Origin of the sequence: Acinetobacter defluvii (assembly GCF_001704615.3) — a bacterium.
Lineage (GTDB): Bacteria > Pseudomonadota > Gammaproteobacteria > Pseudomonadales > Moraxellaceae > Acinetobacter > Acinetobacter defluvii.
This window is the reverse complement of record NZ_CP029397.2, coordinates 3,234,632-3,252,658: the sequence shown is the minus strand read 5'-3', so window position 1 is coordinate 3,252,658 and position 18,027 is coordinate 3,234,632. Positions and strand designations below refer to the sequence as shown.

The window sequence follows — 18,027 nt, the reverse complement described above, 5'->3', positions numbered from 1 at the left end:
ATGAATAAAAAAATTCAGATTAATGGAAGAGACATCGGAGTTGATTTTCCTCCATATATCATTGCTGAGTTATCTGCAAACCATAATGGTAGTTTAGAGACTGCTCTAAAAATTATTGAACAAGCCAAACTTTGTGGCGCAGATGCGATCAAACTACAAACATATAAAGCAGACACTATTACTTTAGACAGTCGTAATGAAGAGTTTATGATTCGAGGCGGTCTCTGGGATGGGCAATCATTATTTGAGCTTTATGAAAAAGCACATATGCCTTGGGAATGGCACAAACCTTTATTTGATTATGCACGTAAATTAGATATTACGATGTTTAGTTCACCTTTTGATCGTACAGCAGTGGACTTATTAGAAGATTTAAATGCGCCTGCTTATAAAATTGCATCGTTTGAAGCGATTGATTTACCTTTGATTAAATATGTTGCGTCGACAGGCAAACCTATGATTATTTCAACGGGTATGGCTGATGAGGCAGAAATTTCAGAAGCAATTCAAGCAGCTTATGATGGTGGTTGTAAAGAACTTGTCATTTTACATTGTGTGAGTGGTTATCCTGCTCCTGCAGAAGATTATAATTTGTTGACATTGCAAGATATGGCAAAGCGTTTTGATGTGCTAGTTGGCCTATCTGACCATACTTTAGATAATACAACTGCGATAGCTTCAGTCGTGTTGGGTGCTTGTGTAATTGAAAAACATTTTACTTTAGACCGTAATGGTGGTGGACCAGATGATAGTTTTTCACTAGAGCCTGCTGAGTTGAAACAACTATGTACAGGTTCAAAAACTGCGTGGCAGGCATTAGGTAAAGTGGATTATGGGCGTAAGTCTAGTGAACAAGGCAATGCTCAATTCAGACGTTCACTTTATTTCGTAAAAGACTTAAAAGCGGGTGATGTGATTGATGAATCATGTATTCGCAGTGTACGCCCAGGTTTTGGTTTAGCGCCGAAGTTTTATGATGAACTTTTGGGGAAAACTTTAGTACAGGATGTAGAAAGCAATACAGCCACACGGTTAGATTTGTTTAAATAAAATGCGTATTGTAAAAGATAGTGTTATTTATCTTGCAGGGGAGCTTTTTGCGAAAAGTCTCCCTTTTCTTATGTTGCCCTATTTGACACGAAAATTGGGACCAGAGGGGTTTGGTGAATTATCCTATTATCTTACATGGTTAGCCTTATTTGGTGTATTTATTGGATTGAGTCAAGAAGGTGCAGTGACACGCTATTTTTACTTTTATGGTAAGAAAGCATTAAATACAGTGGTGACAGCAGGTTATTTATACAATATCGTAATCTCTGCACTACTATTGATAGGTTGTTGGTTCTTTCAAGCTGAAATTATGGCTTACATTGTTTTGGCCACCATGTTCCAATCATTTGTGAATGTTCAGCTCGCTTTACGCCAATGCCAGAAGCAACCATTAAAATATATTACCATCCAAATTATTTTGTCTTTAACAAATGTTATTTTTACTGTTGCAGCATTGGAATGGTTCCAAAATGATTTGGTGGCATATCGTGTTCTTGCGATTGTTGTCGCCAATGCATTGACATTTTTTATTGCCAGTATGGTATTGGGCAATTTATTTTCAGGTGAGAATAGGATTACTACCCAGCGTCTCAAATTGAGTGCTTTGTATATTTTTTCTTTTGGTGTGCCTTTAATTTTGCATCAATCGAGTTTTTTCATCAAAGGCCAATTGGATCGTCTGTTTATTTATGAGCAATATTCCAAAGCAGAATTGGGAATTTACTCCGCAGGGGTGCAAGTTGCTGCTGTATTACCAATTATCTTAATGGCATTGAATAAAGCAATTGTGCCTTATTACTATCAGAATTTGAAAGATCAGAAGTTATCAATTCAGACTATCAAGAAATATACACTTCTTTGTATACCCTTGTGTATAATTCCTGCCGTGATAGGTTTTGTGTTACCTGAAAGTGTTTATACGTGGTTTTTGGGTGAAAAGTATGCAGAATCAAAATATTATGTGGTGATGTATTTGTTGGGCTATGGTGCAAATTTACCGTATTTAATCTTGGTGAATTATTTTTTCTTTTATGGAAAAAATATGCTGATTTCGAAAATTACGCTTATTTCATCTGTTGTTTATATTGTATTTTTATTTATGTTTTCAGTGCGTTCTATAGAACTGATACCATATGCATTGTTGGTCAGCAATTTGGTATTGTTGGTTGTGTTGTGGTGGGGGGTGAAATATGTCAATGAAAAATAAGAATCTCTTGATTTGCCTAACACCATTGCAAATGATGATTGCATCAAAAATTATAGATGATAATCCTGGGATCTATGATGTTTTATGTTTTTCATATAATGACAATGAAAAATATAATCACTATTTCACTAAGATTAGTGAAAAGTGTGATATTTCTTATCGTTATATCGTAGAGTCGCAAGGCAAAATTAGGCGAATTTTTGAATTTGCTAAATATCGTTTATTTATAAATAGAATTACAAAGATCAATTATGACACGGTGTTTTTAGCAAGTGTGGATAATCCTTTTTTTCACTTGTTATTGTCATTGCTGAAAAAAAATGAGATTCATACTTTTGATGACGGCACAGCCAATATTTATAAAAAAAGTACGTATTATGTGTTTCCGAAAAAAAGTGTTTTACAGTATGGCATTTTAAGATTCTTAGGAAATACTTACCATACTCAGAAAGTGATTGATGCAAGTGTATTGCATCATACGATTTATGAAGGTTTTGAAAATATTACTCAACCCCTTAAACCTGTGAAGTTGATGGATTTAAATATTGAAACTATCCCCAATAAGTCGATAAAAATTTATTTGGGACAACCGCTCGAAGATTTAAATTTTAAAAATGAAGATAAAATATTTAAATTTTTAAAAGAGCATGCTGTAGATCATTATCTCCCTCATCCAAGAGAGAAAAAACAGTATGATGGTTTTACTTATATTCATACACCACTTATATTTGAGGATTATGTAGTTGAATTATTAATAAGTGGATATAGTGTAGAGGTTTATACCTTGTTAAGTACAGCTGTTTTAAATGTTGAACATAAGAATTTAACTGTTTATATTACTATTTTTCCTGAAATTAAAGGAAAATATTTAGGAGTCTATAATCTTTTTAATGAAAAAGGTTTTGTTTTCTTAGAAAAAGGAGCTTTTTAGATGCAAAAAATGTTAATAGGCTCTATTTTTTCATTTTCATTATCTATTATTTTATTAATATTTTCACTAAATACTCCTTTAAATATTTTTACTTGCATATTTTCAATATTTATTTTTTTATCAACTCTTTTTTTTGTTTATAAGACTATACCTGAATTAGTTTATATTTCTGGTTATATGCTTATGGCTATAACAACAACTTTAATTATTAGTATTTTTTTAGAGTATGGCATTTTTTTGATTGAGATAGGACAACAGAGTTATGCTATCAACTTACCAAGTAAAGCATTGATTCAAGTTTTAATGTTTTTTTTAGGTATGACTTTTAGTTATATTTTTTTTAAAAAAAGTACATTAAGAGTATTGGATTTATCAAATATAAGTAATTATTTGATAAATAAAGCTTTGATTGCAATTATATTGATATTTATTTCAATTTTGTTATTAATAGCTGTAAGATATGGTGTTCCCTTTCAGTATGGGATTCATAGAAATGATTATTGGGCATTTTATGCACCATCATGGGGTGGAGTTCTAGTTTATTTATTAATCCAGTTAAATTTTGTTTTAGGGTTGCTATACTCTCAAGAAAAAAATAAAGTCTATATTTTTCTTTACTTAGCTGTTATCGCATGCATTATTTTAATGGGGGAAAGAATGACAGGTTTAGTTTATTCTGTTTTCTTTTTCTTTTTACCATTTTTAGTTAATAAGCTAAAATTTAAAGTGAAAATTAGTTTCCATAAAAAAATACTTATTTCATTTTTGGTAGTTTCATTATTAAGTTTTACACTATATAAGAATTTTTCTAATGTTGATGTAAACTCAGACCCAAAAGAAAGCATATTAATGAGAGCCTCTTTGCAACCTCAAATGTGGTGGGGATTAGATTTACTCTCTAATAATTCACCCAAAGATTTAGATTTAGTTGTTAAAAAATATTTGGGTATTGGGGAGTCAGATCGTGAATCTGGAACATATTATTTAATGGATCAGGTGTCTAGTAAGTCTTTAGTTGATGCTAGATTTGAGACGCAGAGTAAATTTACTATGTCTGGGTTTTTTAATCATGTTTATTATTTTGGTTATTGGCTTGGAGCTCTCCTAAATTTTCTTTGGGGGGCTTTTTTTGGATTTCTTTGCTATTTATTGTATTTAGGTATTAAATGTAAAAATATTATTTATTCATTTATATCTTTTAAGTTTTTATATAAGGTGCAGGCATTATTTTTAGTAGGGTCAATTACAGATTTTTTTACTATAGGCACTTTAGTTTTTAGTTTAATATGTATGTTTTTTTTGAGATTGAAATAGATGAAAATATTATTTTTAATAAATTCCTTAAAAAATAAATCAGGCTCAGAAAGAGTGGCTGTTGAGTTAGCCAATAAAATTGCAAAAAATAGTTCTTATCAAGTTGCTATTGTAAATAGGGAATCTACACACTCTACTTGTGCTTATAGTGTTTCTGAATATGTTAATGTAATAGCATTGGATGGCAATTTTTTTGAATTTTATAAAAAGTTAAAACAACATTTAAAGAATAATAATTATGATAAAATAATTATCCATAATATGGGGAAACTAACACTATTATGTTCTTTACTTCCACTAAATCAACGAAAAAAAATAGTTTCATTGGAACATGTTTCATTTGTCAGTCGTCCAAATACGGTACAGTTACTCAGTAAATTTTGCTATCCAAGAATTCATCAGGTTGTTGTTTTAACAGCTAATGATGGAAAGCAATTCAGAAAAATACATAATAATGTCGAAGTCATTCCTAATTTCTCACCATTTGAAATTTTTGCAGATAGTAAACCCCTGAAAAAAAATATCGTAACAGTAGGGCGTTTGACTGATCAAAAAAATTATATTCATCTTTTAAAAGCTTGGGAGTTGATTGCAACAAAGTTACCTGAGTGGACATTAAATATTTATGGAGAGGGAGAACAAAAAGAGTTGCTTAAAACATATATAGAAGAACACTCATTACTCAATGTTTATTTAAGAGGTGTAACATCAGATGTTAAAGAGGTTTATTTAAATTCTGATTTTTTTGTAATGTCTTCAAAATATGAAGGCCTGCCAATGGTTCTTATTGAAGCCCAAAGTTTTGGTTTGCCTATAGTTTCCTATGATTGCCCTTTTGGACCCTCTGATGTCATTGAAGATAGGTATAATGGAATTTTGGTAGAAGATCAGAATATTAATATGTTGGCTGGTAGTATATTAGAGTTGGCCCAATCAAGTGATTTATTAATAAAATACTCTGAAAATTCCAAAATAAATGCAGAAAAATACCAAGCTGATCAGATACTTCATTTGTGGCATGATAGAGTTTTAGAGGGGTAATATATGTTCTCAGTCCTGATTTCTATTTATCACAAAGAGCAACCTCAACACTTTAATACCTGTATGGAAAGTATATGGGATCATCAAACATTGAAACCATCTGAAATTATTATGGTTGAAGATGGTCCTTTAACAGCTGAATTAGACCGAGTTATTGCACAATGGCAAGCAAAGATTGGTGATATTTTAAAAATTACTCAACTTGCTCAAAATGTAGGTACAGGAAAAGCGAAAAATATTGGTCTGCAACAATGTAGTCATGAAATTGTGTGTATTGTGGATACAGATGATATATCAGTTCCAGATCGTTTTGAAAAACAAATTGCAGTATTTGAAGAAGATTCTGAATTGGTCATTCTTGGTGGGCAAATTACAGAATTTGTCGAAGATGTACACTCACCATCAGGTATGCGAAAAGTTCCATTAAGTCATGATGCTTTACGCAAATATGCGGAGCGACAAAGCCCATTCAACAATATGACAATCGCCTATAGAAAAACCAAGATATTGGAAGTTGGTGGTTACCAACACCACATGTGGATGGAAGACTACAATTTATTTTTACGTGTGATTGCCAAAGGTTATAAAATTCAAAATTTGGAAGATATTTTGGTTTATGCGCGTATAGACAATGGCATGCATGCTCGCCGAAAAGGGTTTGAATATATCAAGAGTGAAAAACAATTACTAAATTTAAAAAAAGAATTGAAGTTACAAAATCCAATTCATGCTAATATACTTTTTCTTATAAGATCAACCTTTAGGTTATTACCAAGTTCGATGCTTGGAAAAATTTATAATACTTTTCTTCGAAAAAAAGTTGAAAAATAGGGTGGTGTATTAACGAATGAAACGTTTAGTTGACATTGTTATATCCTTGACGGCATTAATTATTTTGTCGCCAATTTTTTTAATTGTTGCTTATAAAGTACGAAAAAACCTAGGTTCTCCAATCTTTTTTTACCAAGAACGCCCTGGTAAAGATGGTAAACTATTTAAGATGATGAAGTTTCGCTCTATGAAAGATGCGAATGATACTCAAGGTAATCCGTTGCCAGATGAACAACGTATTACACCATTTGGTCAAAAACTACGTTCTACCAGCCTAGATGAAATGCCGCAATTGATTAACGTCCTCAAAGGTGATATGAGTGTGGTTGGTCCACGGCCAATGTTAAAAGAATTTGTTGAATTATATTCACCTGAACAAGCGAGACGATTAGAAGTACGCCCTGGTATGACAGGTTTAGCACAAATTAGTGGTCGTAATGAACTTGACTATGAAGAGCGCTTTAAATGTGATGTGTGGTATGTGGATAATCAAAGTGTATTGGTTGACTTTAAAATCATGTTTAAAACGGTTGCAGTCATGGCAAATCGTGATGGTATCAATGCACCAGGTCATGTTGGTCCTTCATTGTTTAAAGGTAATAATCCTTCGCCAGAAGAAAAAACTAAAAATGACTTAAAGTCGAAAGTTTAATTTTGAAAAGTTGATATAAAGTGATGATCAAAAAAGCAATTCTTCCTGTAGCAGGTTTAGGCACGCGTTTTTTACCTGCAAGTAAATCTATTCCTAAAGAAATGGTGACAGTGGTTGATCGTCCAGCCATAGAATATGTGGTCAAAGAGGCAGTTGCCGCAGGTATCGAACAAATTATTTTAGTCACACATTCGTCAAAAGCGTCTATTGAAAACTATTTTGATCGTCATTTTGAGTTAGAAACGACCTTAGAAAACAAAAAAAAGTATGACTTACTCAAAGAAATTACAGAAATTTTGCCTAAAAATGTTAGTGTGGTGAGTGTACGACAACCGCAACCCTTGGGTTTAGGACATGCAGTACTGTGTGCTAAAGATATTGTTGGACATGAAGCCTTTGCGGTGTTGTTACCTGACGTACTGGTGAAAGATACAGATGAAAAAAATGATTTATCTTTAATGATTCAGCGTTTTGAAGTCTCTCATGCTGCACAAATTATGGTTGAAGCTGTACCCGAGCATTTGGTAGATCAATACGGCATTGTGGATGTGGCTCAATCCCCGAATGAAGGCGAAAGTATCGTGATGCAAGGGATTGTGGAAAAGCCTGCGGTGGGGACTGCACCATCCAATTTATCTGTGGTTGGACGTTATGTGCTACCAGCTGAGATTATGCAGCTTTTAGAAAATACGCCTAAAGGTGCGGGTAATGAAATTCAACTGACAGACGCAATTGCGACCTTACAAAATAGGGCTAAAGTTGAAGCCTATCGTATGAAAGGTCAAACTTTTGACTGTGGTAGTAAAATTGGTTACTTAAAAGCTGTTTTACATTATGGTATTGAGCATCCAAAATTAGGTGAAGAGTTTAAACAGCTGATTCAAGAATTAAAGCTATAAATATTTAAAAACTTAGGTGAACAATGAAAATTAGTGTTTTTGGTACGACTTTACAAGCAGGCGTACTGGCAGGTTTGATGGCAGAATTTGGACATCAAGTTTCGTGGTGCTTACACTCACAAAAAACACTGAATTATCAAGATGAACAAGTCAATCAATTGATCGAACGTCAAGTTAAACTTGGTTTTTTAAAAATACTTACATTTGATCAACTGAGCTTAGATCAAGATGTTTATTTATTTTCATTTACTCCTACAGAAGTAGATATTGCTTTAGAAGTTGCAAAAAAAATCCAACTTTCAGCATTGATTCATCCTAAGTTGATGATAAATGGTTCAACATTTGGCTTGCAGGGCACTCAACAATTAAAAAGCATCTTACCCAATGATTATTGGGCGTATTTACCTGATGTGATTCAAGAAGGAAATGCAGTCCAAAGCTTTACAGCACTTAAACAAGTCATCGTTGGTGTAGATCAAGTTGAAACACAACAATTGATGGGTGAACTACTGCGTCCTATTTTTCAAGCCAAACATCAATTCTTGTTTATGCCGATTTTAGATGCAGAATTTACCAAACTCAGCATCTCAGGGATGTTAGCCACCCGCATTAGTTTTATGAATGATTTGGCTGCTGTTTCAGAAAAATTAGGCATAGATATTAGTAATGTACGTCAGGGTTTAGCTGCTGACAGTCGGATTGGTGCAACCTATTTATCCCCAGGTACAGGCTTTGGGGGTGAAAACTTTTCACATGATATTTTGACTTTATCCAATACGGTGTCTGATACAGGTGTGCGTAGTCATTTGTTAGAGCAAGTGTGGAATATTAATGAGCAGCAAAAAGAAGTTTTATTTAGAAAGTTATGGAATTATTATCATAGTCATTTAAAGGGTAAAACTGTTGCGATTTGGGGGGCTTCTTTTAAAGAAAATACCTCAAGTATTCAAAATGCACCGATTCATGTGATGTTACAAGCGTTATGGGCGCAAGGTGTTAGAGTACAGTTACATGATCCTCAAGCCTTAAAAGAAATTGAAAATATGTATGGAACTCGTACTGATTTAATCTTGTGTAATGATCAATATCAAGCAGTTGATAACGCAGATGCGCTGTGCTTGATGACCGCATGGGCGCAATACTGGAGTCCAGACTATGTCCAACTTAAGCAGAAAATGCGGCATCCTTTAATTTTAGATGGTCGTAATATTTACGATCCCATATATGTCAAAGCACAAGGTTTTGCATATCAAGGAGTTGGTCGTTCATGAGTAATATTGAGCAATTTCCTTTGCAAGCAGATGTTGCACAGCAATTAAAACAATTAGCAGCTTTACAAAAAAATATTCATTTAAATCAATTATTTGAAAGCGAAAAGAATCGTTTTGAACAGTATTCTGTGCAATACCAAGATCTCACATTTGATTTTAGTAAACATCGTATTGATCAAGCCGTACTTCAAACGTTGATTCAATTTGCGAAGTCTAAAGATTTAGGTCAATGGATCAAATATTTATTTTCCGAAGAACAGATTAATTATACGGAACAACGTGCAGCAATGCATTGGGCTTTACGTCAGCCGATACAAAACCCTCATCATGTTGTGAAAGCTGTACATGAACAACTAGAACGAATGTATGCTTTAGTTGAAAAAATCCATGCAGGGCAATATCGTGGTGTGACAGGCGAGGTGATTCAAGATGTGGTCAATATTGGGGTGGGGGGGTCAGATTTAGGGCCTTTGATGGTCACCCATGCGCTTTCAGATTATAAAGTGCATACTGTGAAGCCCTTAAATGTACATTTTGTGTCTACGATGGATGGAAGCCAGCTTTCAGAACTATTACATCAATTACGTCCAGAAACCACGCTCTTTATTATTTCTTCAAAGTCTTTTGGTACGATTGATACATTATCGAATGCACAAACAGTGCGTCAATGGCTTGAAAAAGCCTTGGGACAATGCGAAGGGATTCTAAAAAATCATTTCATCGGGGTTTCGACCAAACCTGAGAAAATGTCCGCATGGGGGATTACACCTGATAATCAACTCTTACTTTGGGACTGGGTCGGTGGTCGCTATTCACTCTGGTCTTGTATTGGTTTACCAATTGCTTTGACCATTGGTGTAAATGGATTTAAGCAATTATTGGCAGGCGCTTATGCGATGGATGAGCACTTTCAGCAGGCTGATTTTTCAGAAAATTTACCTGTGCTTATGGCGATGCTCGGGGTTTGGAATAATAATTTTTTAAATATTCAAACGCATGCCGTACTTCCTTATGATGGACGCTTAAAATATTTTGCTGCTTATCTACAACAGTTAGAAATGGAATCGAATGGTAAATCCATTCAGCGCAATAATGAAAAAGTGGAATACGACACTTGTCCAATTCTGTGGGGAGAAGTCGGTCCAAATGCACAGCACGCCTTTTATCAATTATTGCATCAGGGAACACACGCAGTCAGCTGTGATTTTATTGCCCCTGTCCATCGTTACAATGCCAATCAATTTACTTATGCAGAAAATGCGGAAGCTTTGGTCGAGCAGCATCATTTAGCACTGTCTAATTGTTTAGCGCAATCGCGTTTATTGGCTTTTGGTAATCAGGCGCTTAAACAAGAAGAGCTGTCAGATTTACCAAAATACCAACAATATGAAGGCAATCAGCCGAGTACTACGCTACTCATGAAAGAGTTAAGTCCTTATAGTTTAGGGATGTTGATTGCTTTGTATGAACATAAAGTTTTTGTTCAGTCTGTGATGTGGAATATTAATCCATTTGATCAGTGGGGCGTGGAAAAGGGTAAGGAAATTGCTAATCAATTACTGCCAATTTTAAATCAGCAACAGCATGATTTATCTGCCTTAGATGCATCAACACAAGGCTTAATTAAAGTCCTTCTTCAAAAATAATAGAGTTTTCATTATGGCGAATATTTTAGTGACAGGCGGTGCAGGGTATATCGGTTCACATACTTGTGTGGAATTACTCAATGCAGGTCATTCCGTTGTTGTATTCGATAATTTATCCAATAGCTCAGAAGAAGCGTTGGTACGCGTTCAAGCGCTTACGGCAAAAAGTCTAATCTTTGTTGAGGGCGATATTCGTGATGCGAACGCCTTAGATCAAGTTTTTGCGGCACATCAGATTGATGCTGTGATCCATTTTGCGGGCTTAAAGGCAGTAGGTGAAAGCCAGCAAATTCCATTGGTTTATTTTGATAATAATATTGCAGGTTCAATTAGCTTGGTACAAGCGATGCAACGTGCCAACGTTTTTAATCTCGTATTTAGTTCATCTGCCACGGTTTACGATGAAGCCAATATTTCACCACTCAATGAAGACATGCCTACGGGTATGCCAAGCAATAATTATGGTTATACCAAGCTCATCGTTGAGCAAATGTTACAAAAATTAGCAATTGCAGATGCACGTTGGTCAATTGCTTTATTGCGATATTTTAATCCAGTGGGTGCACATAAGAGTGGTCGTATCGGTGAAGATCCACAAGGTATTCCAAATAATTTAATGCCTTATGTGACACAAGTGGCTGTAGGTCGTCGTGAAAAGCTGTCTATTTTCGGTCAAGACTACGATACAGTCGATGGTACAGGTGTGCGTGATTATATTCATGTGGTGGATTTGGCGAATGCACATTTGTGTGCTTTGAATAATCGTTTAGAGGCAGCAGGCTGTCGTGCATGGAATATTGGTACAGGAAATGGTTCTTCTGTACTAGAAGTGAAAAACACTTTTGAACAAGTAAATGGTGTGGCTGTTGCATTTGAATTTGCACCACGCCGTGAAGGGGATGTTGCAACTTCTTTTGCAGACAATGCACGTGCTATTGCTGAGTTAGGTTGGAAACCACAATACACGCTCGAAGATATGCTCGCAGACAGTTGGAATTGGCAAAAGCAAAATCCCGAAGGCTATAAAAAATAATATCTTGAAAATAAAAATGGGAGCCATTTGCTCCCATTTCTCTCTTAGGCAAAACTAACTTTGAATTAATTGTGTTAACTCATCTACATAATCTTGCATAGGTTTAGGATTTTGATCTTTACGACTCTCGATATTTAAACGCAATAACGGCTCAGTATTTGAAGCACGTACATTTAAACGCCATGCGCCAAAGTCCAAACTGACACCATCTGTTTGATCGATTTCAGGTTTTTGATCGGCAAAATGCTCAAAGATTTTTTGAATCGTTTGCTGTGTATCTGCAACTTTAAAGTTAATTTCACCACTGCATGGAAATTTTTCAATCATATCTTCAACAAGTGTAGATAAAGATTGTCCAGTTTCAGAAACGACTGAAATTGCCAATAACCAAGGAATCATACCACTATCACAATAGGCAAAATCACGGAAATAATGGTGGGCGCTCATTTCACCGCCATAAACCGCGTTATGTTCACGCATAACATCTTTAATAAAAGCATGTCCGGATTTAGATTGAATCGCTATACCTTGATATTTTTCAACAATATCAAAAGTATTCCACACTAAACGTGGATCATGCACAATTTTCTCACCAGACTGTTTCAGTAAAAATGCTTGCGCAAGTAGACCGACAATATAATAACCCTCGATAAATTGACCTTTTTCGTCAAATAAGAAGCAACGGTCAAAGTCACCATCCCATGCGATACCCATATCTGCTTGATGTTCAAGCACGGCATTACGGGTATTATCACGATTTTCGATCAAGATCGGGTTAGGAATTCCATTGGGGAAAGTACCATCTGGGTTGTTATGGATTTTGATGAATTCAACAGGAATATTAAGTTGTTTAAATTTATCTTCAATGGCATCAACGACGTGACCCGCAGCACCATTCCCAGCATTCATCACCAGTTTTAGTGGGCGAATTTTACTTGGATCAAGGTATGTCATTAAATGATCAATAAATTCAGGCAGAATATTGTATTTTTGCGTTGTACCTTTTGGGGTCACTTCTACAAATTGTTCTGTTTCAGCCAAGGCTTGAATGTCTTTTAAGCCTGTATCTGCACTGATTGGACGGGCATTTTCACGAACCAATTTCATGCCATTATAGTTCATTGGATTATGGCTTGCCGTGATTTCAATGCCACCTTGTACCTCTAAATGAAAAGCACCAAAGTAAACTTCTTCTGTACCCGTCATGCCCAAATCAAGTACATTCACACCAGCATCATTTAAACCACGGATCGTCGCTTGTTTAAGTGCTTCACTGGTTAATCGGACATCGCAACCCACCACTACCGTTTTAGGTTGATATATTTGCCCATAGGCACGACCAATTTTATAAGCAATATCATTATTGAGTTCTGTACCAAGTTTGCCACGAATATCATAGGCTTTGAAGCAAGTAAGTTGGCTCATATTTTCTCTCATTTGATAAAGAAAAGGCTGGTGTATGCCCAGCCTGTATCAGAGTAATTTTTCAGTATTTCCCAATTATTCCACAGTTACCGATTTTGCTAAATTACGTGGTTGGTCTACATCTGTACCACGTAATACCGCAACATGATATGAAAGTAATTGCACAGGAATACTATATACGATTGGGGCTAACCAATAGTTGGTCGTTGGAATATGTACCACATGTTGACGCTCTTTTTCTGAGATACCACTATTTTCATCAGCAAAAACGAAGAGTTCACCACCACGGGCTTGAACCTCTTCCATATTCGATTTTAACTTATCCAACATGTCATCATTCGGTGCAAGAATAACAACTGGCATATCATTATCAACCAGCGCTAATGGTCCATGCTTAAGCTCACCAGCAGCATAACCTTCTGCATGAATATATGAAATTTCTTTCAGTTTTAAAGCACCTTCAAGTGCGATTGGAAATTCTGTCCCACGACCTAAGAATAAACAATGCTGTTTTTCTTTGAATAGTTCTGACAATCGTAAAATGGCTTTATCGCCTTGTAAAGTATCTAGAATGACTTTTGGTGTATGCCATAACGCAGTTGTAATTTCTGTCATATGTTCAGCAGAAATTGAATTTTTCACCTGACCAATTTTCAAAATTAATAACATTAATGCAGCAAGTTGTGTAGTAAAAGCTTTGGTTGAAGCCACACCGATTTCAGGACCAGCAAGGGTCAAGAGATGATGATTCGTTTCACGTACCATAGACGATGTCGCAACGTTACAAATGGTCATGGTGCTGATGGTTAAGTTTTTAGCAGCCGCACGTTTTTGTGTATCCCGTAATGCTGCCAACGTATCCGCAGTTTCACCAGATTGTGAAATACAAACATAAAGTGTATTGCCTACAATTACAGGTGAACGATAACGGAACTCACTGGCAATTTCGACTTGGCAAGGTAAATCAATCAGTTGTTCAAACCAATATTTAGCAATCATCCCAGCATGGTAACTGGTTCCACATGCAATGATTTGGACATGTTGAATGGTATTAAAATCTGCTTCCGCACTTTTTAAGAAATCATCACGTAAAGCATTGCCATTCAGTGCTTGAGAAATGGTTTGCTGAATCGCTTCAGGTTGTTCATAAATTTCTTTGAGCATGTAGTGCTTGTATTCACCTTTAGATGCATTACTCACAGCTGCATCTAGCTCTTTGATAGGACGTTCAACCAATTGACCATTCACAAAAACTTCAATGCTGTCACGTGTTAAGCGTGCAATATCACCTTCTTCAAGGTACATAAAACGGTTGGTAATTGGAAGAAGAGCCAATTGATCAGAACTAATGAAATTTTCACCAATACCGACACCGATCACAAGAGGAGAGCCTTCACGGACTGTAATCAGCTCATCTGGATGTGCAGTATGTACAATGCCAAGCGCATAAGCACCTTTAAGCTGCGGCACAATACTTTCTACTGCTTTTAATAAATCTGGTGTAGTTTTTAAAGCTTCATGGACTAAATGAGCAACCACTTCAGTATCAGTTTGTGAAGTAAAGACATAACCTAAAGCTTGTAGTTGTTCTTTAAGTTCTTGATAATTTTCAATAATACCATTATGAACCACAGCAACATCACCTGAAATATGCGGATGTGCATTATTTTCAGTCGGTTTACCATGTGTTGCCCAACGTGTATGCGCAATGCCAAGTGAACCGATAATATCTGCTTCAGTCACGGCTTGCTCAAGGTTTGCCACTTTACCTACACGGCGTTCACGTAAAATCTGACCACGATCAACCAGTGCGACACCTGCTGAGTCATAACCACGATATTCTAGACGTTTTAAGCCTTCGATTAAAATATTTGTAATGCTACGTTCAGCAACGCCACCAACAATACCACACATAGTTATATCCTCTTATTTATTGACCTTTTGGGGACGTTGATAATTTTCTTTCGATACTTGTTTCGCACGTTCAAATGCAAGCGCATTATCTGCAACATCATGGGTAATGACTGAACCTGCGCCAGTGGTTGCACCATGACCAATTTTCACAGGAGCAACCAATGAGTTGTTGGTACCGACAAAGGCATTATTACCGATAATAGTTTTATGTTTGTTGACACCATCATAATTACAAGTAATGGTTCCTGCGCCAATATTTGATTCTGCACCAATTTCTGCATCACCTAAGTAAGCGAAATGATTGGCTTTCGATGCATGACCGATTGAGGTATTTTTAATTTCGACAAAGTTGCCAATATGGACGTCATTGCTTAGTTTTGCACCTGGGCGTAAGCGTGCGAATGGTCCAATTTGGACATTTTCACCAACAAGCGCATTGTCAAACACACTATACGGTTGAACTTTAGTACCTGCCGCAATGTTAGTATTTTTAATGATACAACCTGCACCAATTTCTACATTGTCACCAAACGCACAGTCACCTTCGATAATGACATTGATGTCAATACGAATATCATTACCTACTGTTAATTTGCCACGCAAATCAAAACGAGTAGGATCAATCAAATGCACGCCCTGATGCATCAATTGCTTAGCTTGATAGCTTTGAAACTCACGTTCTAAAGCAGCAAGTTGCACGCGGTCATTGACGCCTTCAACTTCAAAAGCCAATTCAGGTTGAATCGAAGCGATTTCCATCCCATCTGCCAAAGCCATAGCGACGATATCGGTCAGGTAATATTCACCTTGTGCATTGTCATTGCTGAGTTTTGGTAACCATTCGTGCAATTTGGCATTGCTGACACAGTAAATGCCTGTGTTGATTTCTTTAATTTGACGCTGTTCTTCAGAAGCATCTTTATGTTCAACAATGGCTTGGATTTTTCCATCTTTGCGCACGATACGACCATAACCTGTAGAGTCATCTAAGGTTAAAGTCACTAAACCAATACCTGTCGTATTTGAGGCATCAACTAGTTTTTGTAGAGTGCTTTGTTGAACGCAAGGTACATCCCCTGACAAAATTAAAGACATGCCTTGTTGTGGAAGGACGGGTAAAGTGACTTTGACTGCATGTCCTGTACCAAGTTGTTCCGTCTGTTCAACCCATTGGATATTTTCATTGACAAAGGCATTTTGAACAAGGTCACCACCATGTCCAAAAATTGTGATGATATTTTTTGCTTGTAATTGTTTTGCTGTTTCAATCACGTGACCGAGGAGTGGCCGTCCTGCTAAAGGTTGTAATACTTTGGGTAAGCGAGAACGCATTCGGGTTCCTTTACCTGCAGCAAGAATGATTACAGTCGTAGACATATAACACCTGATAATGAATTTAAATCATTTAAAATAAAAGTAAATCAGAATACACAACGCAGCCCAGAAGCCTGCAATGATATCATCGAACATGATGCCAAAGCCGCCATCTACACGTCGATCAATGACACGAATCGGCCAAGGTTTCCACACATCAAATAGACGGAATAATGCAAAACCAATCAATGCCCATAGCCAATTCATCTGTCCTAAATAAATCAGCGGCAGAAAGGTAATAGATTGCCCTGCAAATTCATCCCAAACAATACGGCCATCATCGTGCACATGAATAATTTCAGCAGTTTTTCCACAAATCCAGATCCCAACCAATGACATGATAAGGATTGCTACTACAGAAGCATAAAAGCCAAGGGTAAGCCAAAGTGGAATAAATAATAATGCAAATGCTGAGCCGAACGTTCCAGGGGCTTTAGGTGCTAAACCTGAGCCAAAACCAACACCACAGAACACAATCAAGCGTTCAGACCATGTCATCTGTTTAAAGACAATAGGAGGTTTATGCAAAGTGTTGATATCCATGAATGTGAAGAGGATGATCTAAGCCATCTTTTTCAAAAGTTAATCCGTGTTGTATGTTAATTTTCCCGATGATTGTAGTTTGAACATTGGGTTGTAATTGCAAAAGTTTTTGGTAGTTTTGCTGACTTATTGTAAAGCATAACTCGTAATCATCGCCACCCGAAAGTGCGTATTGCCATTGTTTTTCTAAAGTTAAATGCCGAAGTGGTTCGCTGACTGGCAGTTGATCAAGATAGATCACCGCACCGACAGCTGATGCTTTTAAAATATGTCCTAAGTCTTGGGCTAAACCGTCTGATACATCAATCATACTTGAGGCTAAGCCTTTCAAGATTTGTCCAAGCTCACAGCGTGGTGTTGGATAATCCAAACGTTGTTGTAGCGGATGACCTAAATGCGCTAAAGCAAATGCAGCATCACCCACAGTACCACTCACCACAATTAGGTCGTCAACTTGTGCACCTGAGCGAGGAATGGCTTGACCATTTTCAATCCAGCCGAGTGCAGTAACACTGATGGTTAAATGGGGGCTTTGTGTGGTATCGCCACCGATTAAAGCGACTCTAAATTGATCGCAACAAGCATATAGACCCTGACTAAAGCCTTTGAGCCATTCATGATCAATTTGGGGTAGACTCAATGCGAGGAGAATACTCTGTGGTTTAGCACCCATCGCTGCAATATCAGATAAATTAACAGCAACAGACTTCCAACCAATGGCGTGAGGAGAAGTATCTAAAGGAAAATGCCGACCTGCAACCAATGTATCTGTACAGATGACTAATTGTTGCTGTGGAGGGGGGGAGAGCAGCGCAGAATCATCACCGACACCTAAATCTACGTCAGTAGATGGACGTTTAAAATAGGTGTCGATAATTGAAAATTCAGCCATCGCA

16 protein-coding genes are annotated in these 18,027 nt (G+C 36.5%); 11 read left to right on the top strand and 5 right to left on the bottom strand.

Annotated elements, in window-relative coordinates; genetic code table 11:
• The 11 genes from pseI to galE are packed head-to-tail and all read left to right on the top strand — an operon-like array spanning window position 1 to window position 11,875.
• Window positions 1–1,050, top strand: a complete 1,050-nt coding sequence (gene pseI, locus DJ533_RS18065; RefSeq protein ID WP_065994514.1) for a pseudaminic acid synthase — start codon at window positions 1–3, stop codon at window positions 1,048–1,050.
• A 1-nt stretch (window position 1,051) separates the two neighbouring features.
• Window positions 1,052–2,257, top strand: a complete 1,206-nt coding sequence (locus DJ533_RS18060; RefSeq protein ID WP_065994513.1) for an oligosaccharide flippase family protein — start codon at window positions 1,052–1,054, stop codon at window positions 2,255–2,257.
• The gene (locus tag DJ533_RS18055) at window positions 2,241–3,188 is read left to right on the top strand and encodes a glycosyltransferase family 52 (RefSeq protein WP_065994512.1); all 948 of its coding nucleotides are present in this window, start codon (window positions 2,241–2,243) and stop codon (window positions 3,186–3,188) included. Before DJ533_RS18060 ends, DJ533_RS18055 begins: the two co-directional genes overlap by 17 nt.
• The gene (locus tag DJ533_RS18050; RefSeq protein ID WP_081406113.1) at window positions 3,189–4,502 is read left to right on the top strand and encodes a DUF6418 domain-containing protein; all 1,314 of its coding nucleotides are present in this window, start codon (window positions 3,189–3,191) and stop codon (window positions 4,500–4,502) included.
• On the top strand, window positions 4,503–5,543 hold the full coding sequence (locus DJ533_RS18820) for a glycosyltransferase family 4 protein (protein WP_065994511.1): 1,041 nt from the start codon (window positions 4,503–4,505) through the stop codon (window positions 5,541–5,543).
• 3 nt (window positions 5,544–5,546) lie between these two features.
• Window positions 5,547–6,374, top strand: coding sequence for a glycosyltransferase (locus tag DJ533_RS18815; protein WP_065994510.1), 828 nt, complete (start codon window positions 5,547–5,549; stop codon window positions 6,372–6,374).
• Window positions 6,375–6,390: 16 nt separating this feature from the next.
• Window positions 6,391–7,026, top strand: a complete 636-nt coding sequence (locus DJ533_RS18040; RefSeq protein ID WP_065994509.1) for a sugar transferase — start codon at window positions 6,391–6,393, stop codon at window positions 7,024–7,026.
• Window positions 7,027–7,049: 23 nt separating this feature from the next.
• Window positions 7,050–7,925 (top strand): UTP--glucose-1-phosphate uridylyltransferase GalU, encoded by an 876-nt coding sequence (gene galU, locus DJ533_RS18035; protein ID WP_065994508.1) that lies wholly within the window; start codon window positions 7,050–7,052, stop codon window positions 7,923–7,925.
• A 23-nt stretch (window positions 7,926–7,948) separates the two neighbouring features.
• Entirely contained in the window at window positions 7,949–9,196 is a 1,248-nt protein-coding gene (locus tag DJ533_RS18030; RefSeq protein ID WP_065994507.1) for a nucleotide sugar dehydrogenase, read from the top strand.
• Window positions 9,193–10,842 (top strand): glucose-6-phosphate isomerase, encoded by a 1,650-nt coding sequence (gene pgi, locus DJ533_RS18025; RefSeq protein WP_065994506.1) that lies wholly within the window; start codon window positions 9,193–9,195, stop codon window positions 10,840–10,842. Before DJ533_RS18030 ends, pgi begins: the two co-directional genes overlap by 4 nt.
• Window positions 10,843–10,855: 13 nt before the next feature.
• Entirely contained in the window at window positions 10,856–11,875 is a 1,020-nt protein-coding gene (gene galE, locus DJ533_RS18020; RefSeq protein WP_065994505.1) for a UDP-glucose 4-epimerase GalE, read from the top strand.
• A 54-nt stretch (window positions 11,876–11,929) separates the two neighbouring features.
• On the opposite strand, the gene DJ533_RS18015 is transcribed toward galE, so the two are convergent.
• From DJ533_RS18015 to thiL, 5 genes are all read right to left on the bottom strand, one after another.
• Window positions 11,930–13,300 (bottom strand): phosphohexomutase domain-containing protein, encoded by a 1,371-nt coding sequence (locus DJ533_RS18015; protein WP_065994504.1) that lies wholly within the window; start codon window positions 13,298–13,300, stop codon window positions 11,930–11,932.
• Window positions 13,301–13,375: 75 nt separating this feature from the next.
• The gene (glmS, locus tag DJ533_RS18010) at window positions 13,376–15,214 is read right to left on the bottom strand and encodes a glutamine--fructose-6-phosphate transaminase (isomerizing) (RefSeq protein WP_065994503.1); all 1,839 of its coding nucleotides are present in this window, start codon (window positions 15,212–15,214) and stop codon (window positions 13,376–13,378) included.
• Between the two features lie 12 nt (window positions 15,215–15,226).
• A complete protein-coding gene (gene glmU / locus DJ533_RS18005) occupies window positions 15,227–16,591 on the bottom strand; it encodes a bifunctional UDP-N-acetylglucosamine diphosphorylase/glucosamine-1-phosphate N-acetyltransferase GlmU (protein ID WP_065994502.1) in 1,365 nt (454 codons plus the stop codon).
• Between the two features lie 24 nt (window positions 16,592–16,615).
• Window positions 16,616–17,131: a phosphatidylglycerophosphatase A family protein gene (locus tag DJ533_RS18000; RefSeq protein ID WP_065994501.1), complete on the bottom strand. Its 516-nt coding sequence runs from the start codon at window positions 17,129–17,131 to the stop codon at window positions 16,616–16,618.
• Window positions 17,109–18,023: a thiamine-phosphate kinase gene (thiL, locus tag DJ533_RS17995; protein ID WP_065994500.1), complete on the bottom strand. Its 915-nt coding sequence runs from the start codon at window positions 18,021–18,023 to the stop codon at window positions 17,109–17,111. Before thiL ends, DJ533_RS18000 begins: the two co-directional genes overlap by 23 nt.
• Window positions 18,024–18,027 lie beyond the last annotated feature (4 nt).

Coding starts and splice junctions, on each gene's coding strand:
- DJ533_RS18815 (WP_065994510.1), top strand. CDS start 5,547: ATGTTCTCAGTCCTGATTTCTATTTATCACAAAGAGCAACCTCAACAC.
- DJ533_RS18050 (WP_081406113.1), top strand. CDS start 3,189: ATGCAAAAAATGTTAATAGGCTCTATTTTTTCATTTTCATTATCTATT.
- DJ533_RS18055 (WP_065994512.1), top strand. CDS start 2,241: ATGTCAATGAAAAATAAGAATCTCTTGATTTGCCTAACACCATTGCAA.
- DJ533_RS18030 (WP_065994507.1), top strand. CDS start 7,949: ATGAAAATTAGTGTTTTTGGTACGACTTTACAAGCAGGCGTACTGGCA.
- glmS (WP_065994503.1), bottom strand. CDS start 15,214: ATGTGTGGTATTGTTGGTGGCGTTGCTGAACGTAGCATTACAAATATT.
- galE (WP_065994505.1), top strand. CDS start 10,856: ATGGCGAATATTTTAGTGACAGGCGGTGCAGGGTATATCGGTTCACAT.
- DJ533_RS18000 (WP_065994501.1), bottom strand. CDS start 17,131: ATGGATATCAACACTTTGCATAAACCTCCTATTGTCTTTAAACAGATG.
- glmU (WP_065994502.1), bottom strand. CDS start 16,591: ATGTCTACGACTGTAATCATTCTTGCTGCAGGTAAAGGAACCCGAATG.
- thiL (WP_065994500.1), bottom strand. CDS start 18,023: ATGGCTGAATTTTCAATTATCGACACCTATTTTAAACGTCCATCTACT.
- pseI (WP_065994514.1), top strand. CDS start 1: ATGAATAAAAAAATTCAGATTAATGGAAGAGACATCGGAGTTGATTTT.
- DJ533_RS18820 (WP_065994511.1), top strand. CDS start 4,503: ATGAAAATATTATTTTTAATAAATTCCTTAAAAAATAAATCAGGCTCA.
- DJ533_RS18015 (WP_065994504.1), bottom strand. CDS start 13,300: ATGAGCCAACTTACTTGCTTCAAAGCCTATGATATTCGTGGCAAACTT.
- pgi (WP_065994506.1), top strand. CDS start 9,193: ATGAGTAATATTGAGCAATTTCCTTTGCAAGCAGATGTTGCACAGCAA.
- DJ533_RS18060 (WP_065994513.1), top strand. CDS start 1,052: ATGCGTATTGTAAAAGATAGTGTTATTTATCTTGCAGGGGAGCTTTTT.
- DJ533_RS18040 (WP_065994509.1), top strand. CDS start 6,391: ATGAAACGTTTAGTTGACATTGTTATATCCTTGACGGCATTAATTATT.
- galU (WP_065994508.1), top strand. CDS start 7,050: ATGATCAAAAAAGCAATTCTTCCTGTAGCAGGTTTAGGCACGCGTTTT.